Raw genomic sequence first — 22606 nt, forward strand, 5'->3', positions numbered from 1 at the left:
CGAACTGCGCGGGAGGTTTCCCGCGCAGTCCTTTTCAAGCCGATTCCGCGACATGCGGTTCGACATCGCCTGATCGATCAGGTGTTGTCGTCGTCGCCGACAGCGGTTGTCGTGTAGTCACCACCGACGACTGTCATGTCGATCGTGTTGCCCTGGAGGTTCGCACCGAGCACGATCTGCTGGTTGAAGGCATTGGTGTCGATGACGGCATCTGCCGAAGCCGAGGAGAGCCCCTCAACGAAGCTGTCATCACCATTGTACGAGCCCCACATGCCAGCGCTGCCACCCGCGCCGCCATCGCCATTCGTTGCAAAGCCACCGGCACCGCCGGCACCGCCGTCGCCGCCAAAGGCGTGACCACCATAGGCGTCGCCACCGTCGCCGCCCGCAGCCCACGAACCCGTCAGCGCAAGGCCGCCAAGGCCATGGCCACCGGTTGCAGCGCCGCCCGTGCCGTCGCCGCCGGTCGCATCACCGCTGGCTCCGCCTGTCGCAAAGGCATCGCCGCCGGAACCACCGGCGCCACCGATACCGGCACCCGCACCGAAACCGGCGCCTGCACCGAGGCCTGCACCAAAGCCGTCGCCACCGTCGCCGGAGTTGCCGGCGTTACCGCCATTGGCATCACCGGTATCGCCGACCGCGACACTGTTGCCGCCATTGCTGTCGCCACCGTCGCCACCAAAGTTCAGGATCGGCAGGACGAAGCCGCCGGCGTCGCCGCCGTCACCGGCGTCCGAGGCTCCGGCCGGGCCGCTGGCTACGTCGCCGCTGGTCCCGCCGTTGCCAGCGCCATTGCTGCCGCCGTCACCGCCGGCTGCAGCACCGACGCCGAGGCCGACGCCAAGGCCGAGACCGACGCCGAGGCCCGCACCGCCGGCCGCACCGGCACCAGCCGTCGCGGCTGCACCGGTTGCGTCACCGCTGCTGGCCGAACCGCCAACACCGACGCTGGCTGCGATGCCACCGAGCCCGGCACCGCCGGTCGCATCGGCATTGTTGTCTGCGTCGCCGCCGTCACCGTCGCCAGCGCCGGCAAAGCCGCCGACCGTATGGCCGCCATCACCGCCGTCGCCACCATTGGCGTAGGCCTTGCTTCCGCCTTCACCGCCGTCCGCACCGGCGCGGATGCCGTCGCCCGAATGTGCGTCCCCGGCATTGGCGTCGCCGTTCTGGTTGAGCGTACCGCTGTTGTTGATGTCCGACGCACTGTCGTCATCCGACATGATGGCGTTCTGGCTGAAGACGTTGGCAACGTTGCTGTTGCCGTTCATCGAGCCGTTCAGGATGTCCTTGAAGCTCGTGTTCGCCATGCCGTGGATATTCGAGTGGTCGATATCGGCGAAGTCGTCGTCCGACGGCTTGTAGCCGCTGAGGTCGAGATCGACATCCACATCGACGGTCGTCTTGCTGTCGACATCGACGTGGCTGCTGTTTTCGTTGAGGTTGGCATTCAGATTGGCGTTGCCGTTGCCGTTCAGGTTGGCGTTGCCATTGCCGTTCAGGTTGGCGTTGCCGTTACCGTTCAGGTTGCCGTTGCCGTTGGCATTACCATTGGCGTTGCCGTTGCCATTCAGGTTGCCGTTGCCGTTCAGGTTGCCATTGTAGGATTCGCTGTATTGCGACTGGCCCTGATCCTGGCCCTGGCCCTGATCTTGTCCCTGGCCCTGGTCCTGGCCTTGTCCCTGGCCTTGTCCTTGACCCTGAAGCTGGCCCTGCAGCTCCGCCTGCAACTGTCCCTGACCCTGGCCTTGTCCCTGGTCCTGGTCTTGATCTTGAGACTGGCTGTCATCCCATGGCCACAGGATATTCTTGTCCTTGCTCATAACGATCACCTCAAGTTGAGGCCGCGACAGCCGAGCCGCATTCTTCTCATACGCGGATTTGGGCCATGCGCGGGCTACGTGTTGAACTTAGTGAACTTCGTGAAGTGGTTTCCTCCGGGCGCCTAGTCGCCCTCATGCCGATATCTTCGATCGCTTTTTTCTTGCCTCTCCCCTTACTGGGCCGAGAGGACCGGAACAGGTACCCAACTGGGCATTTCCATTCGATGCAGTGCTCGCCCTTAGGGGCCTGTTTGCGTCCTGCTCGCCGGTTGCAGGGGGGAGTCTGTCTAAAACCGACACACATTGTAAGTTGTCAGTTCGGGCTAACCTTCGCGGGCTAGCGACAGGCCCCTGAAATCTTCACCCGTGGGTTAGGTAAAATGTGGCTATCAACCTGCGGCTGGCCGCGACCAAACAGCGGTCCAACCGCTGCTTTCCGGGGCCTGCTCGTCCGTCGCGAGAACAAATTTACTGCCGGCAGGAATGCGGTATTCTGGAAGAACGGATTGGCGATTGGCGAGCGTTGGCAGGAGCCCATGGCGAGATTTCACGAAATCCTACTGTTGATCGGACAACTCAACTATACGTGGACCAACACCGAGAGTTTGCTGATCTATCTGATCGCCGGCCTTGCCCGCGTGGACAAGGAAACCGCGATCGTCATCTTTCTCACGCTCAACACCACGCGGGCCCGCATCGAGCTCGTCGAGCGGCTGACCAAGATGGGCAAGACACCGGCCGTCCAGCGCCAGGAGATCCTGGCGATCACCCAGCAGCTGGGCCGGCAGGCGAAACTGCGCAACAAATACAGTCATTGCATCTACTCCTTCGACGAAACCGGCGATCAGGCGAGCACGCAGCTGATGGCGATCTTCGACAGCAAGGATACGATCAAGTACGGCAAGATCGAACAGATCAACGATGCCGAGATCGCACGGATCAACGAGGTCATCGAGCAGTTGCAGGAGGTCAACCGGGACATCTGGGCGATCGTCGATCGCTATTCCTTCCCGCGTTAAGCGGCGATCCCCGGCGAGACGCGCCACAGTCGTCGCCGGGCGACCACGCGGCATGGTTTCCGGACGTCCACAATTCAACCGCAATATCGGGCCATCGCATCGAGAGGGCGATGCGGAGGCGATGTTCGATGGACAAATGGACGGGCGAAGAGCGGTTTACCAGCCGCGAAGCACGCATCGACGCTACCGCCCACCGCCTGCTCGACAGGCTTCCGGCCAGCGGCATCCTCGGCGGACTGACCGAGTTTCTCGTCTTCGGCATCAAGCAGGCCTTCGCCTGTGTCTTCGGCGGCGCGATGCTCGGCCTCATGCTGGCTACACGGCTGTGGTGGCCGGAGGATATCGGCCTTGCCCGCTACGACTTCCTCTTCCTGGCCGCGCTTCTCATCCAGTTCGCGCTTATCGCCTTCAAGCTCGAGACACTCGCCGAAGCCAAGGTCATCCTGATCTTCCACATCGTCGGAACTCTGATGGAGATCTTCAAGACGTCGGTCGGGTCCTGGGTCTATCCCGAGCCGAATCTCTTCCGGATTGGTGGCGTGCCGTTGTTTTCAGGCTTCATGTACGCCGCCGTCGGCTCCTATCTCGCCCGCGTCACCCGCATTCTCGACATGCGATACAGCAACTATCCTCCGCTCGCTGCGACCTTGCTCCTGGCGTTGGCGATCTACGTCAATTTCTTCAGCCACCACTACATCATCGACCTGCGCTATCTCCTGTTCGGCGCCACCGCAATTCTCTTCCTGCGCACCACGGTGCACTACCGCGTCTTCCGGTTCCGCCATCGCATGCCGCTGCTTTTGGGCTTCCTGCTGGTCGCCCTGTTCATCTGGTTTGCCGAAAACATCGGCACCTGGTCACGCGCCTGGATATACCCTTCGCAAGCGGCGGGCTGGTCACCGGTTTCGCTGCAGAAGCTCGGCGCCTGGTACCTGCTGATGATCCTGTCCTTCGTCCTGGTCACGCTCGTGCACCGCCCGAAGCGACAGCCCGACACCGCAGATGCACGCGTGGCGGACATCCTGGCGCCAGCTACGGAGATCGGCGGCAAGGCTGCCGGATAACGTGCGCCGCAATCCCGCTCCGGTCCGGCTTGGCCCGCTCGAGGCCGAAGAACGGCTGTGAAGAGTTGCAAATCGCCCCTCCCTGGCAAACCATACCGAATCAACCGCTCTACAGCGCCGCGCGTCTGATCAGACGCGCAAAGGTCGCTGTAGCATTTTGAATTGCTGCATGTTTTTGTCCTTTAGTCGGCTACGATCAAAGGAAACATGCAGTAGCAACGGAGAGACACATGCGGCGTTTCTTTCTTTGCCTGCTCGCCTTCGGCGTCCTCGTCGCCGTTTCCCTCGTCATCCTGCCGAGTTTCGTTTCGAGTGACTGGATGCGTGCGGAACTCGCGCGGCAACTCTCCGGCGCAACCGGAAGTACGATCGCGCTGAACGGCCCGGTCAGGCTTTCGGTCGTTCCCCATCTGGCGGTTGTCGCCGAAAACGTCGCGCTTGAGGCCGACGGTGTGACGGCACGAATTGACGCGGTTGCCGGTTCCGTAACAGTCTCATCGCTCTGGTCGGAGCGCCTGCACATCCGAGAGGTCCGGCTGACGCGCCCGGTGGTGACGATACGCCAGAGCGCGGATTCCGTTGAGGATTCCGTTGAGGATGTCATCGCTCAATCCGAGAGCGGCGGCGAAACGCAGCCGAAGGTCGCTGACCCGCTCGCCGCCCTTGTCGCCTTTCTCGAACGCAGCGCAATCGACAGTGTGTCGATCGATAAAGGCATCCTCGAGAAGGAGGACGCGACTGGCGCGACGCAGATCGCAAGCGATCTCGATCTCACGCTCGCCGTTCCCGACATCGACGGTGAATTGTCGCTTTCGGCCGGTGCCGGCGTCGAAGGGCGGCGCTACGAACTCACGCTCGCCGTTTCACCGCTCCGCCCGCTGCTCGAACGCAAGCCGGCCGAGCTCGACATCTCGCTCAAAACCGACCCGGTGCTCGCGCCCGGCCTCGACGAGGTGAAGGCAAACGGACAGGTGGCGCTCAATGCCAACGGCAGCTACCAGATCCGCGGCGGAAAGCTGCTCCTGGGCGAGGAGGCGCTCGGCCTCGACGCATTGTACGTCCCCGGGAGCCGCCCGCGTTTCCTCGCCGACCTCAGCGCCGACCGGCTGGACATCGGCGCGTTTTCGGCAACTGGATCCTCGACCGCGTCCCAATCCGCGGGGCAATCCGAAACGACCACAAAACCGGCCTCGGCAGGCATCGAAGCGCTTGCCGGCTTCGACGCGGATATCAGCGTCAATGTCGGCGCACTGACGCTCGGCGAGATTTCCGCCTCCGACGTCGCGTTGACCGCGACGCTCAAGGACGGGCTCTTCACCGGGAAGCTCGCGCATCTCGGCATCGACGCCGGAGGACTGTCAGCCGATATCGAGACCGATGTGCGCAAAAGCCCGCCGACGTTTCAGGGGCGCATCGTCAGCAACGGCCTCGACATTGCGAAGCTGGCGAACCTTGCCGGGCAATCCGTGCCACTCACCGGAACCCTGACCACGGACACCGGTTTTGCATTTCGCGGCGTGGATACCGCGTCCCTGCGCCAGACGATCAACGTGGCGGGCGTCGCCAATCTTCAAAACGCCACCCTGATCGTGCCCGGGATTGCCGATGCTTCGATGTCCGAGGTACGGACCAAGAAACTCGCCATCAAGGTCGATGGTCTCGGCAAGCCCGCGCGTCTTGCAGGCGATATCGCCTGGCGTGGGAAATCGGCGACCGTCGACCTGCAGACGCCCCTCCCCGATCTGATTTCGGCAGCCGGGTCCGGGACGGGAGACATCCCTCTGACGCTGGCCTTGCGCATGAAGGAGGCGGCGCTGGCGCTTGAAGGCAAGCTGGCTCTTACGGGCGGATATGCAGGCAAGGTGAATTTTTCGACGCCGGACCTCGGAGCACTGCTTGCCTGGGCGGGTCAGGGCGGTGGCGACAGCATCGATCAGTTCGCCTTCAACGGCAATCTCAGCGCGAGGCCCGACGGCATTTCGTTTGACAACGCCGCGCTGTCCGTCAATGGCGTCGAGGCCAATGGCAGCGGGGCGGTAGAGCTCGGGAGCCCGCTGAAGATCTCGAGCGCACTGCGGTTTGCCGAACTTGATCTGGCGCGACTTGCAGGCGCGCCATCGGCTGCCCCGCGCTCCAACGCCAAGGCCAAGGCCGGCAACGGGCCGGTGGCCGACGCCCCCCTCGACCTGTCTTCGCTCCGCTCGATCGAAGCGTCCATCAAGGTGGATGCCGAGAAGCTCGGATACGGTCGCGTCTTTGCCGGCCCCGTCGCAACGACGCTGGTGGTGTCCGGCGGCGTGGCAAACCTCGATCTGCCCGAAAGCCCCTTCTATGGCGGCAAGGCAGCGGCGAGCTTGCGGGCGGACGGATCGGGTTCCGAGCCGTCGATCACCGTGAAGGCATCCATTTCCGGCGCCTCGTCGGCTCCGCTTCTGGCCGATCTCGCCAATTTCAAGCATCTCGAAGGTGCGCTGGAAGCCAAGTTCGATATTGCGGGCGCCGGCGGCACCACAGGAGCGCTGAAACGATCGCTGCAGGGCACGGCCAATGTGCGGTTTTCCGACGGCGCGATCCGCGGCATCGACGTTGCGGATGTCTACAACAACCTCGTCGGCCTGATGTCGTCGGGTTTCAAGCAGAACGACAACACGGCGACGGGTTTCACGGAGCTCGGCGCGTCGTTCGCGATCGAGAACGGCATCGCCCGGACCGATGACATCAAGATGATCGGCCCGCTCGTGCGCATGAGCGGCAGCGGCCAGGCAAACATTCCCGACGATCAGTTGAACTTCCGCCTCGATCCGCGCGTGGTCGCTTCCCTGCAGGGCCAGGGGGGCGACATTGCGACCGAAGGCATCGGTGTTCCCGTCGTCATCGAGGGTTCGTTTGCCGCGCCGCGCATCTACCCGGATCTCTCCGGACTGCTGAAGGACCCCGATGCAGCGCTTTCGGCCCTGAAGAAATTCGGACTGCCGACCGACAAGCTGAAGCTTGACGAACTGCTGTCGAAAGGCGGCAAGAGCGGGGCGCTGCGCGACATCATCGGCGGCGCGCTCGGCAAACCGCCCAAGGCCGATGACGGCGCAGTCTCGATCGAGCAGATCATCGGCGGCAAGGGAGCAGAAGCCGGCGAAGCGCCTCCCCCTCAACCAGCCGACGAACAGACGTCGCCCGACACGGCAACCGAGCAGCAGCCCCCGGAGGCGGCAGAGCAGGATCAACAACCGCAGGCGGACCAGCCGAAGGAAGAAGGCGGCGCGCTCGGCAAGCTGTTCAACCAGATTCTTCAATAGCAGAATCGGAATACCCAGGCCGGGGCAAAACAACATCCGGCCGCGCTTCCATTCCGGGCCGGCGGTGCTAAACGTATCGGCCGCTTTGCTTCGAGGAACACCATGCGACACGATCCCCTGTTCGAGCGCCTTTGGGACGGCAGCGCCCCGATGGAAGAATGGACGTCTGCGGTTTCGCACGGCGCCATCACCAAGGTCAGCGACAACATCATCACCGTCCACACGACCTATTTCTGTGGCAGTGTGACGGCGATCCGGACAACAGAAGGACTGGTGCTGATCGACACCGCAAAGCCGGACACCGCCAGCCGGACGCTCGACATCGTGCGCTCCTGGGACGACAGCCCGATCCACACCGTCATCTTCACCCACGGCCACATCGATCACACAAGCGGGATCACCGTGATCGACGCGGAGGCGGATGCGCGCGGCCTGCCGCGGCCACGGATCGTCGCGCACCGCAACGTCAAGCGGCGCATGGACCGTTACGAGGCCTCCCATGGCTTCAACAGCATCGTCCAGGGCCAGCAGTTCAACATGCCGGGCTACGTCTACCCGATCGGCCAGAGGCAGCCCGATATGGTCTATGACGATGCCCTTTCCCTTTCGATCGGCGGAGAACGGATCGAGCTGTTCCACGGCCGCGGCGAAACGGACGACGCGACCTTCGTCTGGCTGCCGGAGCAACGGGTGCTCGCGAGCGGCGACTTCGTCATCTGGGTATTTCCCAATGCCGGCAACCCACGCAAGGTGCAGCGCTATGCGGCGGAGTGGGCGACCGCACTGAGGCGGATGCAGCAGCTCCGCCCGTCGATCCTCATTCCCGGCCATGGCCCGGTCGTCTTTGGCGCGGAGCGCGCGGCTCAGATGCTCGGCGACGGCGCCGAGCCCCTCGAGCATCTCGTCGGCGAGACGCTTGCGCTGGTCAACAGGGGCGCGACGCTGAACGAAGTCCTGCACACAGTGAAGGTGCCGGCCGCCACTCTCGACAAGCCGTATCTTATTGCGAAATACGATGATCCGGAGTTTCTGGTCCGCGCCATCTATCACTTCTATGCAGGCTGGTTTGACGGTAACCCCGCCCATCTCAAGCCGGCGCGCGCAGCGGATCTTGCGTCGGAGCTGGCCGAACTCGCCGGCGGCGCCGACAAGCTCGGCGAGAGAGCCGCCGTCCTCGCCAAAACCGGACAGTTGCGTCTCGCACTTGAACTGGTCGAGCTCGCCAGCGCCGCAGCGCCGGACGATCCCGGCATCCAGGCCACACGCGCCGCCGTTCTCAGGCAAAGCATCGAGGCCGAGAGCACCCTCATGGGCAAGGCATTTCTGGCGGTCTACGCACGCGACGCCGAGGAGCGATCCAAGGGTTGAGCATCCCCGGGCCATGGGGGCCCCTGGTGTGTGCACATGGGCGCACGCCGTGCTGCCAACCAGGCGCTTCGCGCGGCAGTCCTTAGAAGCCGAAGGCCTGCTGCGCGGGTTCGGGCGGTCCGAGGCGAACACCCTCCAGTTCCAGCATGCGGGTTTTTGCGGTCGAACCGCCCGGCGCCGAGAAGCCGCCAATCTTGCCGCCGGCCGCAAGCACCCGGTGGCAGGGAATGATCAACGAAACCGGGTTCCTGGCCATTGCCTGCCCGACATCGCGCGCGGCTTCCGGCCCGGCACCGAGCTCCTTTGCCAACGCACCATAGGTGGTCGTCTGGCCCCAGCGCAGTGCGCGTGCAGCGGCATAGATCCGCATAAAAAACGCGTCCTGCCCGTCAAGATCGACCTTGAAGCCGGAAAAATCGACTTCGGCCCCCTCGAAGTACCGCCGGACCGCATCGACCACGTCGCGGATCTCGGCTGTCGGTGGCGAGGGCGCGGCGTCCGGAACGCGCCGCAGCAGCAATCGTTCGGTCGCCTCGGCCGCACGGGTCGGCAGCTGAAACCGCGTGATGCCCACGTCGTTCCAGGCGATGCCGCAATAGCCGGCAACGGTATCAAAGACGAAATAGTGATGTCTTGCCTGGCCCATCGACCCAGCCTCCGCCGATACGTTTCCAACAAAAATCGTGCGATCCGGGCCGGAATTCAACCCGTTTCCTGCCTGACACAGATCTTTCCCGACGCCCTGCGGTCGGCGCCGGTGCTGGCGGCGGTCCCACCATTTGCGAAAGCTTTACGGTTCTTCGGCAATGGTTCCCGCCACAACCAGGAGGTTAGAGTGGGCCCGCTGCATACCCCGACGATCATGTTCAGCTCGTTTGCGACGCTGCTCATCTTCGGCGCTTTTTTTGGCCTTGCCTGGTGGCAGGAACGTAGGAGCCTCGAACTCCTGCTCTGGTCGTCGGCCTTCTTCACCGGCGCGATCGGCTTCGTGCTTCTGGCCGTGCGTGGGGACGGCTACCAGTTCGTCACCATCTCGCTCGGCAATGCGCTTGCGGTCCTGGCGCTTTCGATGATCTGGCTCGGCTTGCGCGCCTTCGACGATCGGTCGCTCAAGATCGTCTGGGCCCTGGCCGGCCCGATCCTCTGGATCGCCGTTACCTACTTTTCCGACCACTTTCGCGACAGCGTGACCAGCCGGATCGTGCTCTACTCGGTGCTGATCTTCGTATACTCCGCGCTCGTCGCCTTCGAAGTCTTGCGATCCGACAATTTCCTGAAGCTGCCAAGCGCCTATATCGTCGCTTTCGTCTTCGTCAGCCATGGCGTGTTCTATCTCATCCGCATCCCGCTCATCCTGTTGTGGCCACTCGCCGGTAACAGCGCCTCGGGAACGCAGCAGCCGCTGTGGTATCAGTTCGTGACCTTCGAGCTGTTCCTGCATTGCCTGGCGGGCGGCTTTGCCTTTTTCGCGCTGGTGAAAGAACGGACGCAGCAGCGCTACAAGCGTGCATCGGAGACGGATGCCCTGACAGGTGTCCCGAATCGCCGCGCATTCCTGGATCAGCTCGACCAGCATCTGGCGACGACCCCGACCGGAGGGGCATTTCTCTATCTCGACATCGATCACTTCAAGACGATCAACGATCGCTTCGGCCATGCGGTCGGCGACGAGGTGCTCATCGATTTTGCCGACGTTGTTTCCAGAAGCGTGCCCGGCGGCGCCTTCGTCGCTCGCCTCGGCGGCGAGGAGTTCGCCGTCTGCCTCCCCGGCTCTGGCGGCAAGAAGGCGATCCTCCTCGCAAACGACATCCGCGCCGTCTTCGAAGGACGCCGGTTCGTCACCCCCAAGGGCGTTCTGTCGGCAACGGTCAGCATCGGCATCGCGGAAATGGCGGGTCGGTCGACATCGCACGAGATCATCTGCGCCGCCGACGCCGCGCTTTACGCGGCAAAGGCGGCCGGCCGCAACAACGTGTGGTCGATCGAGAACAACGGTACCCCACAGTTTGCCGCCGGCCCGGACCACCGCGATCTGTCATCAAACCGGCCAGCGCAGCTGTCCCTGCGCACATCGGGCGGCACTGCTGCGCCAAGACAGTCCGCTTTCCCTTGACGCGTTCTGTCTCCGGCTCCCCACTCGCGGTTGCCGATAACGTTGCTGGCGGTGGAAACGGCAACCTCGATCAGTTGGCGCGTTTCACCATTGCAAGCGAAGCGGCGGACAACAGGAGGGCGCCGCCGCACCCCTTTTCCATCCAGCGGCGCATGGAGGATGCCGCAAACTGCGTGGTCTTGAAGCCGACGAGGGCGTAGCCGAACATGACCGCAAACTCGACGACGGAAAACACTACCGTCAGCGCCAGGAACTGTGGGACCTGCGCTTCTGCCGGATTGATGAACTGCGGCAGCAGTGCGGAGAAAAACAGGTAGGCCTTCGGGTTGGTGATCGCCACGATCATGCTGTGGCGGCAGATGGATAGCGCGGTCTCCTGGCGAACCGGGCTGGCGTCGCCCAGGGTCTGCATTGTGTCGCGGCGGCCGGGCTTAAGCATCTTGTAGCCGAGCCAGGCGAGATAGGCGGCGCCCGCATATTTCACGACGGAGAACCAGAATTCCGAGGCAGCAAGAAGGGCGCCGAGACCGGCCGCCACCGCCAGGATGAGAAAGAAATCCGAGATGAGGACGCCGACCATGCCGGCAATCGCTTTTTTCATGCCGAAGCGCGATCCGTTGGCCATGGCCAGGATGACGTCCGGCCCCGGTGTGACGACGGCGACAAAGGTGACGACCGCAAATCCGGCCAGTGTCCCAAGTTCCATGAACGCGTTCCTCCCTGCCCGTCGATCTTTGGCGATTCAACCGGGCGTGTAAAGCGCCAATCCTTCACCGGAAAAATTGCGCGTTGCGTACTGGAACCCGCCCATCGAAGGTGATCGGGACGGCTGCCCCGGACCGGTCGTCGACGGCGTGAATGTGGAGATGCGGCTCGGTACTGTTGCCGGAATTGCCGACCTCGCCGATCGGCATCCCCGTGACGAGCCGTGCGCCGATCGCCGCCACGATGCTACCCTCACGCAGATGCGCAAGCTCCACCCTGATGCCGTCGCACGAGAGGATCACGTGGTTGCCGGCCGCATTTTTTCGATCGGTCATCGGCGGCGACAAATCCGGAAATCCGTCGACCGCGGCGATCACGGTTCCCTCGCACGGACTGACCACGGCCTTGCCGAAGATGGCGTAGCGCGACGGGTCCTTTGGCAGCAGGCCGGCCGCACGAAAGCCGGCGCCGTTGACGGCGGTGATATCGAGAGCGTGGCGTTGCGCGGGGTGATCGCTGTGATGGTTGAGAACGGCGATACCCCCGCCTTGCGCAATGACGAAGCGCCCGCCGGCAAGCGGAAACGAAAGCGCGCGGGCCCCCTCGTGATGACCCATCCCGGCGACGACGTAGGCGAGCGCCGCGCCGAAGATCAGGAGCGAGAGCGCTGTCGTGGCGAGCCTGGCATCCAGCGACCCTCGGTCCCCGGCAAACCACGGCCGGCCGCGATGGCGAACCAGTGAAACACCAGCTGCTGCCAGCGCAAGACCGGCGAGGCCAGGGCGCGTCCAGACGCCCGAGACATCCCAGCGGCCAAGGATCAGGATCAAGCCGATGACCGCCGCGGTCTCCGAGAGCACGAGCAGCCAGGTGAGACGGGTCGGCGCATCGAGCCGCCACAGACGCCAGATGAAGGACAGCGGCAGCAGCACGAACAGGGCAGAGAGGAAACCGATAATTGCAATCATGAGGATCTCCTTGCCCGCAGCACTTGTAGCGTCCTCATGTAGGCGCTGTTTACACGAGTGAAAAATAGGGATATTTTTTGTCCTTAATAGATGCGATTTGGCATCTGCCGGACGGAACCATGATCCTTAAAAGCCAAGTCGAATGGGCGCTTCACTGTTGCGCCATTCTCGCCGGCCTGCCCGAAGGCCGGTATCTGTCGACCAAGGCGCTGGCGGAGTTCCACGGGCTGCCGAAGGAATATCTGTCCAAGGCACTGCAGAGCCTTTCCCAGGCCGGCCTGGTCGACACGACCCTTGGGCCTTCCGGCGGATACCGGCTGGCGAAAGCGCCGACGGATCTGACCTTTCTCGATATCGTCGAGGCTGTCGAAGGCAAGACGCGCACATTTGTGTGCACCAACATCAGAGCCAACAATCCCTGTCGTGCGCCCGGCTATTGCGAAAGCGGGCCTTGCGCAGTGGCGCGCATCATGTGGGAGGCGGACGAGGCCTGGCGCGGCAAGCTGCGCAGCGTGCGCCTGTCCGATCTTGTCGACACGCTGTCGAAGGAAATCCCCGCAGAACTCTGGAAAAAGAGCTTCGAGTGGGTGCTAGGGCGCGCCGGATGAGGGCAAGCTGACCTGCGTCGCTGCCATCGGCGCATAGAGATAGGCTTGAGCCGGCGGAGCCAGCGAAAGACCACCTTGCCGACATTGCTCGTGAACACGCGTTATCACTTCGTTTCGGGCCGGCGTCCTTTCCGCCGGGCTCTTCACGCGAAACTGCAGCTCGACCTCGATCGCCACGCAATCGATCGTCTTCAGGGCGACGACCGGCATCGGGTCATGGACGATGCGCGCGCAGGCCAGAAGTGCGGCCTGCATCACCTGCTCGACCTGTTCAGGCGAACGGTCCGGCAGGACGCGAACGAGCAACGGAACCTGGTGCGTTTCGTCTGGCCGGCTCAAATTGGTGAGCCCGACCTTGGCGAGCGCGCTGTTGGGCAGGACCACGACGTTGTGCGCGCCGGTCAGGAGGAAGGTCGAGCGCCAGTTGTTCTCGATCACGCGCCCCTCCGTCCCGTCGCTGAGCGCGATCCAGTCGCCGATGGCAAAGGGACGCCCCACCGTCAGCGCGATTCCGGAAAACACGTCGCCAAGCGTGTTTTGGAGCGCCAGCCCGAAGATGATTGCAACAACGCCCGAGGTCGCGACCAGCGTGCCGATCGGAGCGTTGAAGACGAAGCCCAGGATCGAGAGCGCCACGCCGAGATAGACGACGGCGACGACAAGGTCCTGCAGCAGACGCGCCTCCTTCGGCCGCTTTTCCAGGACGATGTAGATGCGAACGAAGCCGATCAGCGACCAGGCAAGATGCGTCCACCATAAGACCCGGGCAGAGGTGGCGAGAAGGGCGGCAGCGCCCCGAAACTGCGCGTCGCCGCTGCGATGCGGCACCAGCCCGGCAACGATCATGACCGTCGTCATGACGCAGAAGAAGACGATCTGGACGACAAGCCTTGCCGTGGGACGGCCACGCCCTTGCAGATGCCAGACAGCGATGCCGGCAGCGCCAAGAAGGTTGATCAGGATGAGCGGCAGCGGCAGATGGCCGGCGTACATGACATGCTCCATCGGGTTCGCAGGCGAAGAAGGACCGGCACGGCACAGGCGGCAAGCCGGCCCTTCCCCAAGTTCCCTATTTCAAGGGATAGGTCAGTTCCTTCTGGGCGGTGTCGACGACGAAGACAGCGAGCAGCTTGGCGGGCTTCGTCTTGCTTCCGTTTGCGCTGACACCGTGGCGGTCGCCGGGCATCTCGGAGAAATTCTCGCCAGCCTTGTATTCCTTGACCGGGCCGTCATTGACCTGGCTGAGGATCGAGCCTTCCAGCACCGTTGCGTAGATGAAGGCGGTGCTCGGATGGGTGTGGCCTTCCGACGAGCCGCCCGGCCCGTATTCGACCAACACGCCCTTGATGCTCTTGCCCGGCACGTTCGGCAGTTCGTGCTCATAGACGAGCGAGACCTTGGCGGCTTCACCGGCCTCGGCCATGCCGGCCAGGGCCGCGGCGATCACGCATGCGGAAACGAGGGACCTGATCATGTCGAAAATCCTTTCAGATGCGGTTTGGGCGCAAAGCGCCTGCTTACTTGCGGGGGGCCGTGGCGAACCAGTCCTTGAAGGTGATGCGGCCAAGGCGCGGGTTGTTGTCGGAGACGAGCGAACCGTCATCGAGCCTTGCGCCGAAATACCGGGCCTCGGGATCAGGCTCGACCTTGCGGCTGTCACCCATCGCCCGGAGATAGCGGGCGACGAGATCACTGAGGCGCACGCGCTCGGGGCCAGCGATCTCGATCGTACCGTTGACGGGGGCGTCCAGCGCCACCTCGGCCATGGCATCGGCGACATCGTCAGATGCGATCGGCTGCACATAGGCCGGCGACAGATAGACCCTGTCGCCGACGGTTCCCGATTGCGCGATGCCGCCCAGAAACTCCATGAACTGGGTGGAGTGCACGATGGTATAGGGGACGCCGCCGGCCTTGATCAGCTTTTCCTGGGCGAGCTTGCCGCGGAAATAGCCGCTTTCGAGCAGCCGCTCGGTTCCCACGACCGAAAGCGCGATGTGATGCCTGACGCCGGCTGCCTTTTCGGCGGCGAGCAGGTTGCGCCCGGAGGTCTCGAAGAACTCGAGCACCGCCTTGTCCTCGAACGAAGGCGAATTGGCGAGATCGACGACGACGTCGCAACCGGCCAGCGCCCCGGCGAGGCCCTCGCCCGTGATTGTGTCGACGCCCGTGTTCGGTGAGGCGGCGACCACCTCATGTCCACGCCTTCTCAGGCGCTCGACCGTCTTGGAACCGATCAGGCCGGTCCCGCCGATGATGACGATTTTCATGAGATCCTCCATTGCCGGCGGCTGTCGCCGCATCAGTTGAGCCCGGCCTTGTCGAGGCCGTAGAGCTTGTCGACCGAGCCGGGCACGGATTTGAAGGCGACGCCGACGCGGTTCCAGGCGTTGATGACCATGATGGAGAAGGTCAGGTCGGAGATTTCCTTTTCCGAAAGCTGGCCGCGCACCCGCTCGTACAGCTCCTCGGGAATGCCGCCTTCCGGCAGCTTGGTCAGCGCCTCGGTCCAGGCGAGCGCTGCCCGCTCGCGCGGTGAAAAGAGGTTGGATTCACGCCAGATCGGCACGTGATAGAGGCGCAACTCGCCCTCGCCGTGGATCTTCGCCTCCTTCACGTGCATGTCGACGCAGAAGGCGCAGCCGTTGATCTGCGAGGCGCGCAGATTGACGAGATCGCGGATCGTCTGCTCGATGACGCTGTCCCTCAGGCTGAGGCTGAGGTCGGAGATCTTCTTGAAAAACTCAGGCGAGTGCTGGGCGTAGTTCAGGCGCTGTGTCATGGCTTTTCTCCTTATTAAGGACACTCAGTATCCTTATGGATACAAGATATCCTTAATATCTGGACAGTAAAGCGCCGTGGGCGTAAACTGGGCGCATAAGCCTTATGCCGAAACGTTTGGGGGAAGTCGGATGGACATCGTCTCTGCGCTCAGAACCTTCCTGCGCGTGGCCGAGACCGGCTCGTTCTCAGCCGCCGCGAACGACCTCGGATTGACGCAACCGGCGGTCTCGCGCCAGGTGTCAGCGCTGGAGGAGCACCTGAGCACGCGCCTCCTCCATCGAACGACCAACGCGCTGGCGCTCACGGCCGAGGGTGAACACATGATCCCGATGGCGCTGAAGGTGGTCGAGGCGGTCGATGCCCTGAGCGAGGCAAGCTGCGGCGAAGCCGCACTGGCGACAGGACGGGTACGCCTGACCCTGCCCGCGCCTCTCGGCCTCTATGTGAGCGATCGACTGAATGTCCTGCTTGAGCGACATCCGGGCCTTTCGGTCGAAATGATGTTCCGCGAAGGGCCGTCGGACCTGGTCGGCGAAGGCATCGACCTTGAGGTCCGGCTTGGCCCGGTCTCCGACAGCAGCCTGATGTGCCGGCGCATCGGCTGGACGACGGCATTTCTGGTCGCAGCACCAGGCTATCTCGAGCGGCGGCATACGCCAACGGCACCGCACGAGATCAGCGGCCACGAATGCATCTGCTACAGCCGCGCCGGTGACGGGCGCGCCTGGACCTTTTCCGATGGATCCGACGAGGTGTTCGTGCGCATCGCGCCAAGGCTGGTCGCCAACAATGCAGTGGCGGTGCACCGCGCGGTTCTGGCCGGCGGCGGCCTTGCAATCCTCTCGCATATCCTTGCTTCAGCCGACATCGAGGCGGGCCGGCTGGTCAACGTCATGCCGGACTTTCCGCCGGCGCGGCTGCCGATCAGTGTCGTCTATCCGTCACGTCGCAACATGCCGCTGAGGGTCCGCACCGTCCTCGACTTCCTCGTCGACGCCATCAGGGAGGACCCCCTGATGGCGTCCGCCGGCTAGAGCGTCCGGAAAAGTGTCTTGCGGTTTTCCGTGCGCATGTGCGTGACAACAGAGCGTTGGATCAAATCATGGTTCCGACAAAACAAGGACATGATCCAGTCGCGCCAGCCGCATGCTCAACGTGGCACCGCCGTTGCCCGCACGGGTACGCCGCCATAGGGCTTGATCTCCTTGAGGACGAACGTGGTCTGCATCTCCTTGATGCAGGGAAGCCGCCGAACGACCTTCATGGCGAAGTCCGAATAGGTGTCGAGATCGGCCGAAACCACCTGCAGCAGGAAATCGGCGTCCCCGGCAATGCTGTAGCAGGCAACGACACTGTCGAGCTTCATGACTTCTGCGGCGAAGGCTTCGGCTTCCGTCTCCGTGTGGCTGTCGATCTTCACCCGGATGAAGGCGAGCACGCCCAGGCCGATCTCGCGCCGATTGAGGACGGCCATGTAGCCCTGAATGACCCCGTCATCCTCCAATTGCCGCACCCGCCGCCAGCATGGCGAGGTAGACATGCCCACCGCGTCCGACAGAGCCTGGTTGCTCAGGCGGCCATCGCCTTGCAGCGCGGACAGGATTTTCACATCGGTGGCACTGAGCGGAGCCGGCATTTTCTACCTCCAGATTTCTTGTCTTAGGTAGATTTTACCAGAATTTCGGCTCCCTCCGCAACAATCGAAAGAACCTGCCGGGCATTCCAACCTATTCTCCCCCTCGCCAAACAGGGAGTGAACATCGTGCCTGAAGACATCCGCCTCGCCATCATCGTCAATCCCGATCTACCGGCGGGGCACCTCGCCAATACCGTCGCGGCCATCTCCATCGGCATCGGCGCCGCGCTGCCGGGCCTCGGCAACAGGCGCCTGACGGACAGCAAGCAGAACACCATCGACATCAGCTCCAACCGACCCGTTCCCATCCTGCAGGCCGACAGCCGGGCGATCGGCGCACTGCTCTTGAGGGCACTGCCGAAGGACGAGGACCGCGTCGTGGTGCCGTTTCCGGCTTTCGCCCGCATGCTGCACAGCTATGCCGATTATGAAGCGCAATTTGCAAACCGCGACCTTTCCGAGGAGATGATCGACGGCATTGGTCTCGCCGGCGCATCCAGGTGGGTCAAATCGCTGACCGGATCGCTGAAACTGCTGCGCTGATCGTCCGCCTCTCCGCCGGGCTGTCGTACGCACCACCGCATTGGTCGCGCCGGTGTACATTATTTTCACGCGACCAGACCAATACACGGAGTGGTGGCTGCACATTCGCAACACCTGCGATCATTTAACGCGGACACCCCGGGGTTTCCGCGCGGATTGCCTGTTGCAGCCTTGACGGCGCAGACCCCGCGGGAGAAGCTTTGAAAATCAGTTTCAGAACTGCCCCAAACACCCTCGGCTCGGCGGTCCCGCCTCTGCCGCAGCTGTTTCGCGCGATATCATACCAGTCGGGGGGACCGATGCGCTTGACCAATCAACGCCTCATCATGTTGATCTTCTTCCTGCAGCCGATCGCCTTCGGCGCGTGGCTGCCGCGCATTCCCGATGTGCAGCAAAGACTTGGGCTTGGACCGGCCGAACTGGCGATCGCATTGCTCGGGATGCCGGTCGGCATTCTCATGACGCTGCCGTTTGCCGGACGCCTGGTTGCCCGGATCGGCGGCCGCGCCACCATCCTCTACGGTTTCGTCGTCTTCCTGGCGCTCGTCTGGTTGCCGACATGGGCGACAAGCATCGAGCAGCTCTTCGTGACGCTCGCCATCGTTGGCGCGGCCCTGACGACGCTCGAGCTCGGCCTCAATGTCGAGGCCGACGCGATCGAGAAGCACTCCGGGCAATTGATCATGAGCACCTGCCACGGTTTCTGGAGCCTCGGCATCATGACCGGCACATTGGTCGGCGTCGGCTTTGCCGCACTTCAGATGGCGCCGGAATGGGCGGTGCCGATCACCGCCGCCGTGATGCTGCCGGTCAGCGTCTATGTCGCCACCAAGCTGCCGCTGTTGCAAAGCGCCGAAGCAAAGGGCGGTGACGCCGCGTCTTCGAGGCGGAAACTGCCGAGCTTGGCGCTTCTCGGCGTCTGCTTCTTCGTCTTCGGCATCACCATGACCGAGGGCGCCGTCGCCGACTGGTCTGCCGTGTTCCTGCGCGACGTTTTCGGTCTGTCCAGCGCCAGCGCCGGTTTCGGCTATTCGATCTTCGCTTTCATGGTGGCAACCGGTCGGTTTGCCGGCGACCGGCTGAAAGCGAGCTACGGACCGGTGGCGGTCGCCCGGGCTTGCGGCGTGGCCAGCATCTGCGGCTTGCTGCTCGTGGTCTCAAGCCCGGCGGCCTGGGCAGCACTGGCCGGCTTTGCCGCCATGGGTTTCGGCGTTTCCGTCGGCTTCCCCCTCGCCGTGACGGCCGCGGCCGACCAGACGGATCGCCCGGCAGCCGCCAGCGTCGCCATCCTCTCGTTCATCGCGCTCCTCGGCTTCCTGCTCGGCCCGCCGTTGATCGGCCTGATCGCGGAATATAGCGACATGCGCTTCGGCCTTGGCGTGCTGGTGCCGTTCCTTGTCACGAGCCTGCTGCTGACCGGCCGCCTGAAGCCCGCTGTCCGAACCGCAGCAGCGGATGCCGAGCGTGCCGCAAGCCGGGCCTGACGACGGCCCGCCAGGATACTATCGACCAGAAACGCAAGAAGCGCCGGCGGAGACCCGCCGGCGCTTCTTGCGTCTTCGAGCAGCAGCCTATTTCCGGGCTACCATGGTGTTGTAGCTGGTGATCAGGTTGCGATAGTCAGGGATGTGGTTCGAAAACAGCGTTCCAAGGCCCTCGATGTCGTTGCGCCAGTCACGGTGCAGTTCACAGGCAACGCCGAACCAGGTCATCAGCTGAGCGCCGGCGGCGGTCATGCGCGACCAGGCGGAATCGCGGGTCACTTCGTTGAAAGTTCCGGAGGCATCGGTCACCACAAAGACTTCGAAGCCTTCCTCGATCGCCGACAGCGCGGGGAACGCCACGCAGACCTCGGTCACGACGCCGGCGATCAATAGCTGCTTCTTGCCGGTCGCCTTCACCGCCCTCACGAAATCCTCGTTGTCCCAGGCGTTGATCTGGCCCGGGCGGGCGATGTAGGGCGCGTCGGGAAACAACGCCTTCAGCTCCGGCACCAGCGGGCCGTTCGGGCCGTCTTCGAAGCTGGTCGTCAGGATCGTCGGCAGCTTGAAGTACTTGGCGAGATCGCCGAGCGCCAGAACGTTGTTCTTGAACTTGTCCGGATCGAAGTCGCGCACCAACGACAGGAGACCGGCCTGGTGGTCGACGAGCAGGACGGCGACATCATCCTTGTTGAGGCGTGCATAGGGCTTGGTCATTGGAAAATCCTTCCTTGGCTTTGGCTTCGATCACCGTCGGCAGCGCGCTTGTTGCCGCCGGATCGGCTGTGACTGAATGCAAGGTACTTCGGAACGATGGGAGCCAAAAGATTGTCAATTTCGACGCAGCGTCCTATCAATAGAACGATGCACGATCTGAACGACCTTTATTATTTTGTCCAAGTCGTCGAGCATGGCGGCTTTGCGGCGGCAGCAAGGGCGACCGGCACGCAAAAATCTCGACTGAGCCGGCGCATCGCCATGCTCGAGGACCGGATCGGCGTCCGCCTGATCCAGCGTTCGCCGCGCCGCTTTTTCGTCACCGATGTCGGCCGTGAGTATTACCAGCGCTGTGTCGCCGTCCTCGTCGAGGCAGAGGCCGCTGACGCCTATATCGCGCAGCACCAGGGCGAGCCTCAAGGGATCCTCAAGGTCAGTTGTCCGACAGCGCTGATTTCGTTTCAGTTCGGCCGGCTGTTTGCGCGTTTCATGACCACCTATCCGAAAATCGGCCTGCAACTCGAAAGCACGAACCGCCGTGTCGACGTTATCGCCGAGGGATTTGACGTTTCGATCCGCGTCCGGTTTCCGCCGCTCGAAAAAAGCGATCTCGTCATGCGCAAGCTGGACGAAAGTTCGCAATATCTCGTCGCCAGACCGGGTTTCCTCAAGCAACCGCTCCAGTCGCCCGAACAACTGGTGGGCCTGCAAAGCCTTGCCTGGACCTCGGCAACGCACACTTACGAATGGCGCCTTGAATGCACCAATGGCGAACGGACGGTCGTCCGGCACCAGCCGCGATTTCTGACTGACGACATGGCGGCCCTGCGCGATGCCGCACTCGACGGCGCCGGCATCGTGCAACTGCCGTCGATGATGATCTGGAAGGACCTTGCTGCCGGCACGCTTGTCCCGGTGCTGCCGGAATGGCGACCGGCCTCGGGCATCGTGCACGCCGTCTTTCCGTCGAGGCGCGGGCTGTTGCCCTCCGTTCGCACCTTCATCGACTTTCTCGCACAGGAATGCGCCGCCGAACGTCTCGCCATCGACAAGAGCCTTTCCTGACGGGCAATCGAAGCGCCGTCTGCACGCGTCTCGGCAGGAACCGGCGGTCGAAGGCAGGGGCTTGCGACCCATGCAGCCGCTGCATGGTAGCCATACCTTGCAACTGCCGCCTCACTTGACGATTTATAAGGACAGAAGCCGCGTTCGACGCCGGCTCCCTTCATTGATCCAATCCCAGTCGTAGACGTCTCCCCCGGCCTAGAGCCGGCGCAGCCGGTTTCGATCTGAACAACAGGGAAGGTAATCATGCAGCATTCAGACAAGTCACTCGACGCCAAGACCCTTGAAGCCATGACGCCGCTTGAGCGCTCGAACATGATGGCACTCGTCGTCGACGCTCTCGAAGCCACCGCCGAGAAGGCCTACGAGATCGGCGACGACAGGTTCGCGGAAAATTCGATCAGCCTCGCCAACATCATCATCAGCTGTGCCGACGACCTGGTGGTTGGCAATCTGCCGGCCGCCGAGCTGCTTTTGCAGCAGGGCATCGCGCTGCTCAGCCTGTTTCAGGGCGAGCCGCAAACCGCCACGCTGCACTAGGCGTGGCCACCTGACGTCCAGCTTCCAAGCAGCTGCCGACGGCGGTTCGCCGTCGGCCCTTCACAACGCGCCTAACGAGCCTCGCCAAGCGCCAGGTCGACGGCGGCCAGCGCGTGGATCTCCGTCGTATCAAAAACCGGAACGGTGCTGTCGGCCTGCGAAATCAGAAGCATGATTTCCGTGCATCCCATGATCACCGCCTCAGCGCCCTGATCGACGAGCCTTGCAATGACCGCGCGATAGGTGTCACGGGATGTGTCCTTGACGATGCCCGCAACGAGTTCGCGGTAGATGATCTCGTGCACCCGCGCGCGGTCATCAGGTCCAGGAACCAGCACCTCGAGACCGAACTTCTCCGCCAGCCGGCCCTTGTAGAAATCCTGCTCCATCGTGAAGGCGGTGCCGAGCAATCCGACCTTGCGGATGCCCGCCGCCCTGATCTTTTCTGCCGTCGGATCGGCGATGTGCAGGAGCGGGATCGACACCGCGGCTGAAACCTCGTCGGCCATCCTGTGCATCGTGTTGGTGCAGATCATCAGGAAATCAGCGCCGCCCGCCTCCAGCCGACGCGCCGCACCCACCATCTCCTCCGTCAGCGCCGGCCAGTCGCCATGGTGTTGCAGGCGTTCGATCTCGCCGAAATCCATCGACCACATCAGCGACTTGGCCGAATGCACGCCGCCCAAGCGGTCGCGCACTGTCTCGTTGATGATGCGGTAATACTCGGCCGAGCTCTCCCAGCTCATGCCGCCAATCAGCCCGATAACCTTCACCTGACGTCTCCTCTTGCAAGCACTCCGAGGTAACAAATCGGCGGCGATGACGAAAGCGGCCGCAAGCCGAAAAGGTCTATGACGCCGGGCGGTTGCAGCGAAC

General features: G+C 63.3%; 22 protein-coding genes. 11 read left to right on the plus strand and 11 right to left on the minus strand.

The window, feature by feature from the left end; genetic code table 11:
* Positions 1 to 77: 77 nt before the first annotated feature.
* Positions 78 to 1826, minus strand: a complete 1749-nt coding sequence (locus VGO12_RS17645) for a hypothetical protein (RefSeq protein ID WP_327514043.1) — start codon at positions 1824 to 1826, stop codon at positions 78 to 80.
* 536 nt (positions 1827 to 2362) lie between these two features.
* On the opposite strand from VGO12_RS17645, the gene VGO12_RS17650 reads away from it, so the two are divergent.
* The 4 genes from VGO12_RS17650 to VGO12_RS17665 all read left to right on the plus strand — a co-directional run bounded on the left by VGO12_RS17650 (position 2363) and on the right by VGO12_RS17665 (position 8570).
* Positions 2363 to 2845 carry a hypothetical protein gene (locus tag VGO12_RS17650; RefSeq protein WP_327514044.1) on the plus strand — a complete coding sequence of 161 codons (483 nt, stop codon included), beginning with the start codon at positions 2363 to 2365 and terminating at the stop codon, positions 2843 to 2845.
* A 128-nt stretch (positions 2846 to 2973) separates the two neighbouring features.
* Positions 2974 to 3909 carry a DUF817 domain-containing protein gene (locus tag VGO12_RS17655; protein ID WP_327514045.1) on the plus strand — a complete coding sequence of 312 codons (936 nt, stop codon included), beginning with the start codon at positions 2974 to 2976 and terminating at the stop codon, positions 3907 to 3909.
* 230 nt (positions 3910 to 4139) lie between these two features.
* The gene (locus VGO12_RS17660; RefSeq protein ID WP_327514046.1) at positions 4140 to 7202 is read left to right on the plus strand and encodes an AsmA family protein; all 3063 of its coding nucleotides are present in this window, start codon (positions 4140 to 4142) and stop codon (positions 7200 to 7202) included.
* Positions 7203 to 7304: 102 nt separating this feature from the next.
* A complete protein-coding gene (locus tag VGO12_RS17665; protein WP_327514047.1) occupies positions 7305 to 8570 on the plus strand; it encodes an alkyl sulfatase dimerization domain-containing protein in 1266 nt (421 codons plus the stop codon).
* 82 nt (positions 8571 to 8652) lie between these two features.
* Here VGO12_RS17665 and VGO12_RS17670 read toward each other — a convergent pair whose 3' ends face one another.
* Entirely contained in the window at positions 8653 to 9216 is a 564-nt protein-coding gene (locus VGO12_RS17670) for a methylated-DNA--[protein]-cysteine S-methyltransferase (protein WP_327514048.1), read from the minus strand.
* Between the two features lie 189 nt (positions 9217 to 9405).
* Between VGO12_RS17670 and VGO12_RS17675 the strand changes: the two genes are divergently transcribed.
* Positions 9406 to 10683, plus strand: a complete 1278-nt coding sequence (locus VGO12_RS17675; protein ID WP_327514049.1) for a GGDEF domain-containing protein — start codon at positions 9406 to 9408, stop codon at positions 10681 to 10683.
* Positions 10684 to 10753: 70 nt separating this feature from the next.
* Here the strand turns inward: VGO12_RS17675 and VGO12_RS17680 are convergent, their stop codons facing one another.
* Positions 10754 to 11389 carry a LysE family translocator gene (locus tag VGO12_RS17680; protein ID WP_327514050.1) on the minus strand — a complete coding sequence of 212 codons (636 nt, stop codon included), beginning with the start codon at positions 11387 to 11389 and terminating at the stop codon, positions 10754 to 10756.
* Positions 11390 to 11453: 64 nt separating this feature from the next.
* Positions 11454 to 12356, minus strand: a complete 903-nt coding sequence (locus VGO12_RS17685) for a M23 family metallopeptidase (RefSeq protein WP_327514051.1) — start codon at positions 12354 to 12356, stop codon at positions 11454 to 11456.
* 119 nt (positions 12357 to 12475) lie between these two features.
* On the opposite strand from VGO12_RS17685, the gene VGO12_RS17690 reads away from it, so the two are divergent.
* Positions 12476 to 12964: an Rrf2 family transcriptional regulator gene (locus VGO12_RS17690; RefSeq protein ID WP_327514052.1), complete on the plus strand. Its 489-nt coding sequence runs from the start codon at positions 12476 to 12478 to the stop codon at positions 12962 to 12964.
* Here VGO12_RS17690 and VGO12_RS17695 read toward each other — a convergent pair.
* The 4 genes from VGO12_RS17695 to VGO12_RS17710 form a co-directional block, all read right to left on the minus strand.
* On the minus strand, positions 12947 to 13957 hold the full coding sequence (locus VGO12_RS17695; protein ID WP_327514053.1) for a mechanosensitive ion channel family protein: 1011 nt from the start codon (positions 13955 to 13957) through the stop codon (positions 12947 to 12949). The genes VGO12_RS17690 and VGO12_RS17695 overlap by 18 nt on opposite strands.
* A 76-nt stretch (positions 13958 to 14033) precedes the next feature.
* Positions 14034 to 14438 (minus strand): cupin domain-containing protein, encoded by a 405-nt coding sequence (locus VGO12_RS17700; RefSeq protein WP_327514054.1) that lies wholly within the window; start codon positions 14436 to 14438, stop codon positions 14034 to 14036.
* A 43-nt stretch (positions 14439 to 14481) separates the two neighbouring features.
* Positions 14482 to 15234 carry an SDR family oxidoreductase gene (locus tag VGO12_RS17705; RefSeq protein ID WP_327514055.1) on the minus strand — a complete coding sequence of 251 codons (753 nt, stop codon included), beginning with the start codon at positions 15232 to 15234 and terminating at the stop codon, positions 14482 to 14484.
* 32 nt (positions 15235 to 15266) lie between these two features.
* Positions 15267 to 15746, minus strand: coding sequence for a carboxymuconolactone decarboxylase family protein (locus VGO12_RS17710; RefSeq protein WP_327514056.1), 480 nt, complete (start codon positions 15744 to 15746; stop codon positions 15267 to 15269).
* Between the two features lie 130 nt (positions 15747 to 15876).
* Between VGO12_RS17710 and VGO12_RS17715 the strand changes: the two genes are divergently transcribed.
* Positions 15877 to 16782 (plus strand): LysR family transcriptional regulator, encoded by a 906-nt coding sequence (locus VGO12_RS17715; RefSeq protein ID WP_327514057.1) that lies wholly within the window; start codon positions 15877 to 15879, stop codon positions 16780 to 16782.
* 116 nt (positions 16783 to 16898) lie between these two features.
* Here the strand turns inward: VGO12_RS17715 and VGO12_RS17720 are convergent, their stop codons facing one another.
* Positions 16899 to 17384 carry an Lrp/AsnC family transcriptional regulator gene (locus VGO12_RS17720; RefSeq protein ID WP_327514058.1) on the minus strand — a complete coding sequence of 162 codons (486 nt, stop codon included), beginning with the start codon at positions 17382 to 17384 and terminating at the stop codon, positions 16899 to 16901.
* 126 nt (positions 17385 to 17510) lie between these two features.
* On the opposite strand from VGO12_RS17720, the gene VGO12_RS17725 reads away from it, so the two are divergent.
* Together VGO12_RS17725 and VGO12_RS17730 are read left to right on the plus strand one after the other, a co-directional pair.
* The gene (locus tag VGO12_RS17725; protein WP_414650740.1) at positions 17511 to 17927 is read left to right on the plus strand and encodes a DUF2000 domain-containing protein; all 417 of its coding nucleotides are present in this window, start codon (positions 17511 to 17513) and stop codon (positions 17925 to 17927) included.
* A 299-nt stretch (positions 17928 to 18226) separates the two neighbouring features.
* Complete coding sequence (locus VGO12_RS17730; RefSeq protein ID WP_414650741.1) at positions 18227 to 19411, plus strand: MFS transporter; 1185 nt, start codon at positions 18227 to 18229, stop codon at positions 19409 to 19411.
* 87 nt (positions 19412 to 19498) lie between these two features.
* Here the strand turns inward: VGO12_RS17730 and ycaC are convergent, their stop codons facing one another.
* Entirely contained in the window at positions 19499 to 20125 is a 627-nt protein-coding gene (ycaC, locus tag VGO12_RS17735; protein WP_327514059.1) for an isochorismate family cysteine hydrolase YcaC, read from the minus strand.
* Between the two features lie 147 nt (positions 20126 to 20272).
* On the opposite strand from ycaC, the gene VGO12_RS17740 reads away from it, so the two are divergent.
* Positions 20273 to 21190, plus strand: a complete 918-nt coding sequence (locus VGO12_RS17740; RefSeq protein WP_327514060.1) for a LysR substrate-binding domain-containing protein — start codon at positions 20273 to 20275, stop codon at positions 21188 to 21190.
* Positions 21191 to 21436: 246 nt separating this feature from the next.
* Positions 21437 to 21730: a hypothetical protein gene (locus tag VGO12_RS17745; protein WP_327514061.1), complete on the plus strand. Its 294-nt coding sequence runs from the start codon at positions 21437 to 21439 to the stop codon at positions 21728 to 21730.
* Positions 21731 to 21801: 71 nt separating this feature from the next.
* Here the strand turns inward: VGO12_RS17745 and VGO12_RS17750 are convergent, their stop codons facing one another.
* Positions 21802 to 22503 carry an aspartate/glutamate racemase family protein gene (locus tag VGO12_RS17750; protein WP_327514062.1) on the minus strand — a complete coding sequence of 234 codons (702 nt, stop codon included), beginning with the start codon at positions 22501 to 22503 and terminating at the stop codon, positions 21802 to 21804.
* Positions 22504 to 22606 lie beyond the last annotated feature (103 nt).

The sequence above is a fragment of the Ensifer sp. genome (assembly GCF_035999135.1).
Lineage (GTDB): Bacteria > Pseudomonadota > Alphaproteobacteria > Rhizobiales > Rhizobiaceae > Ensifer.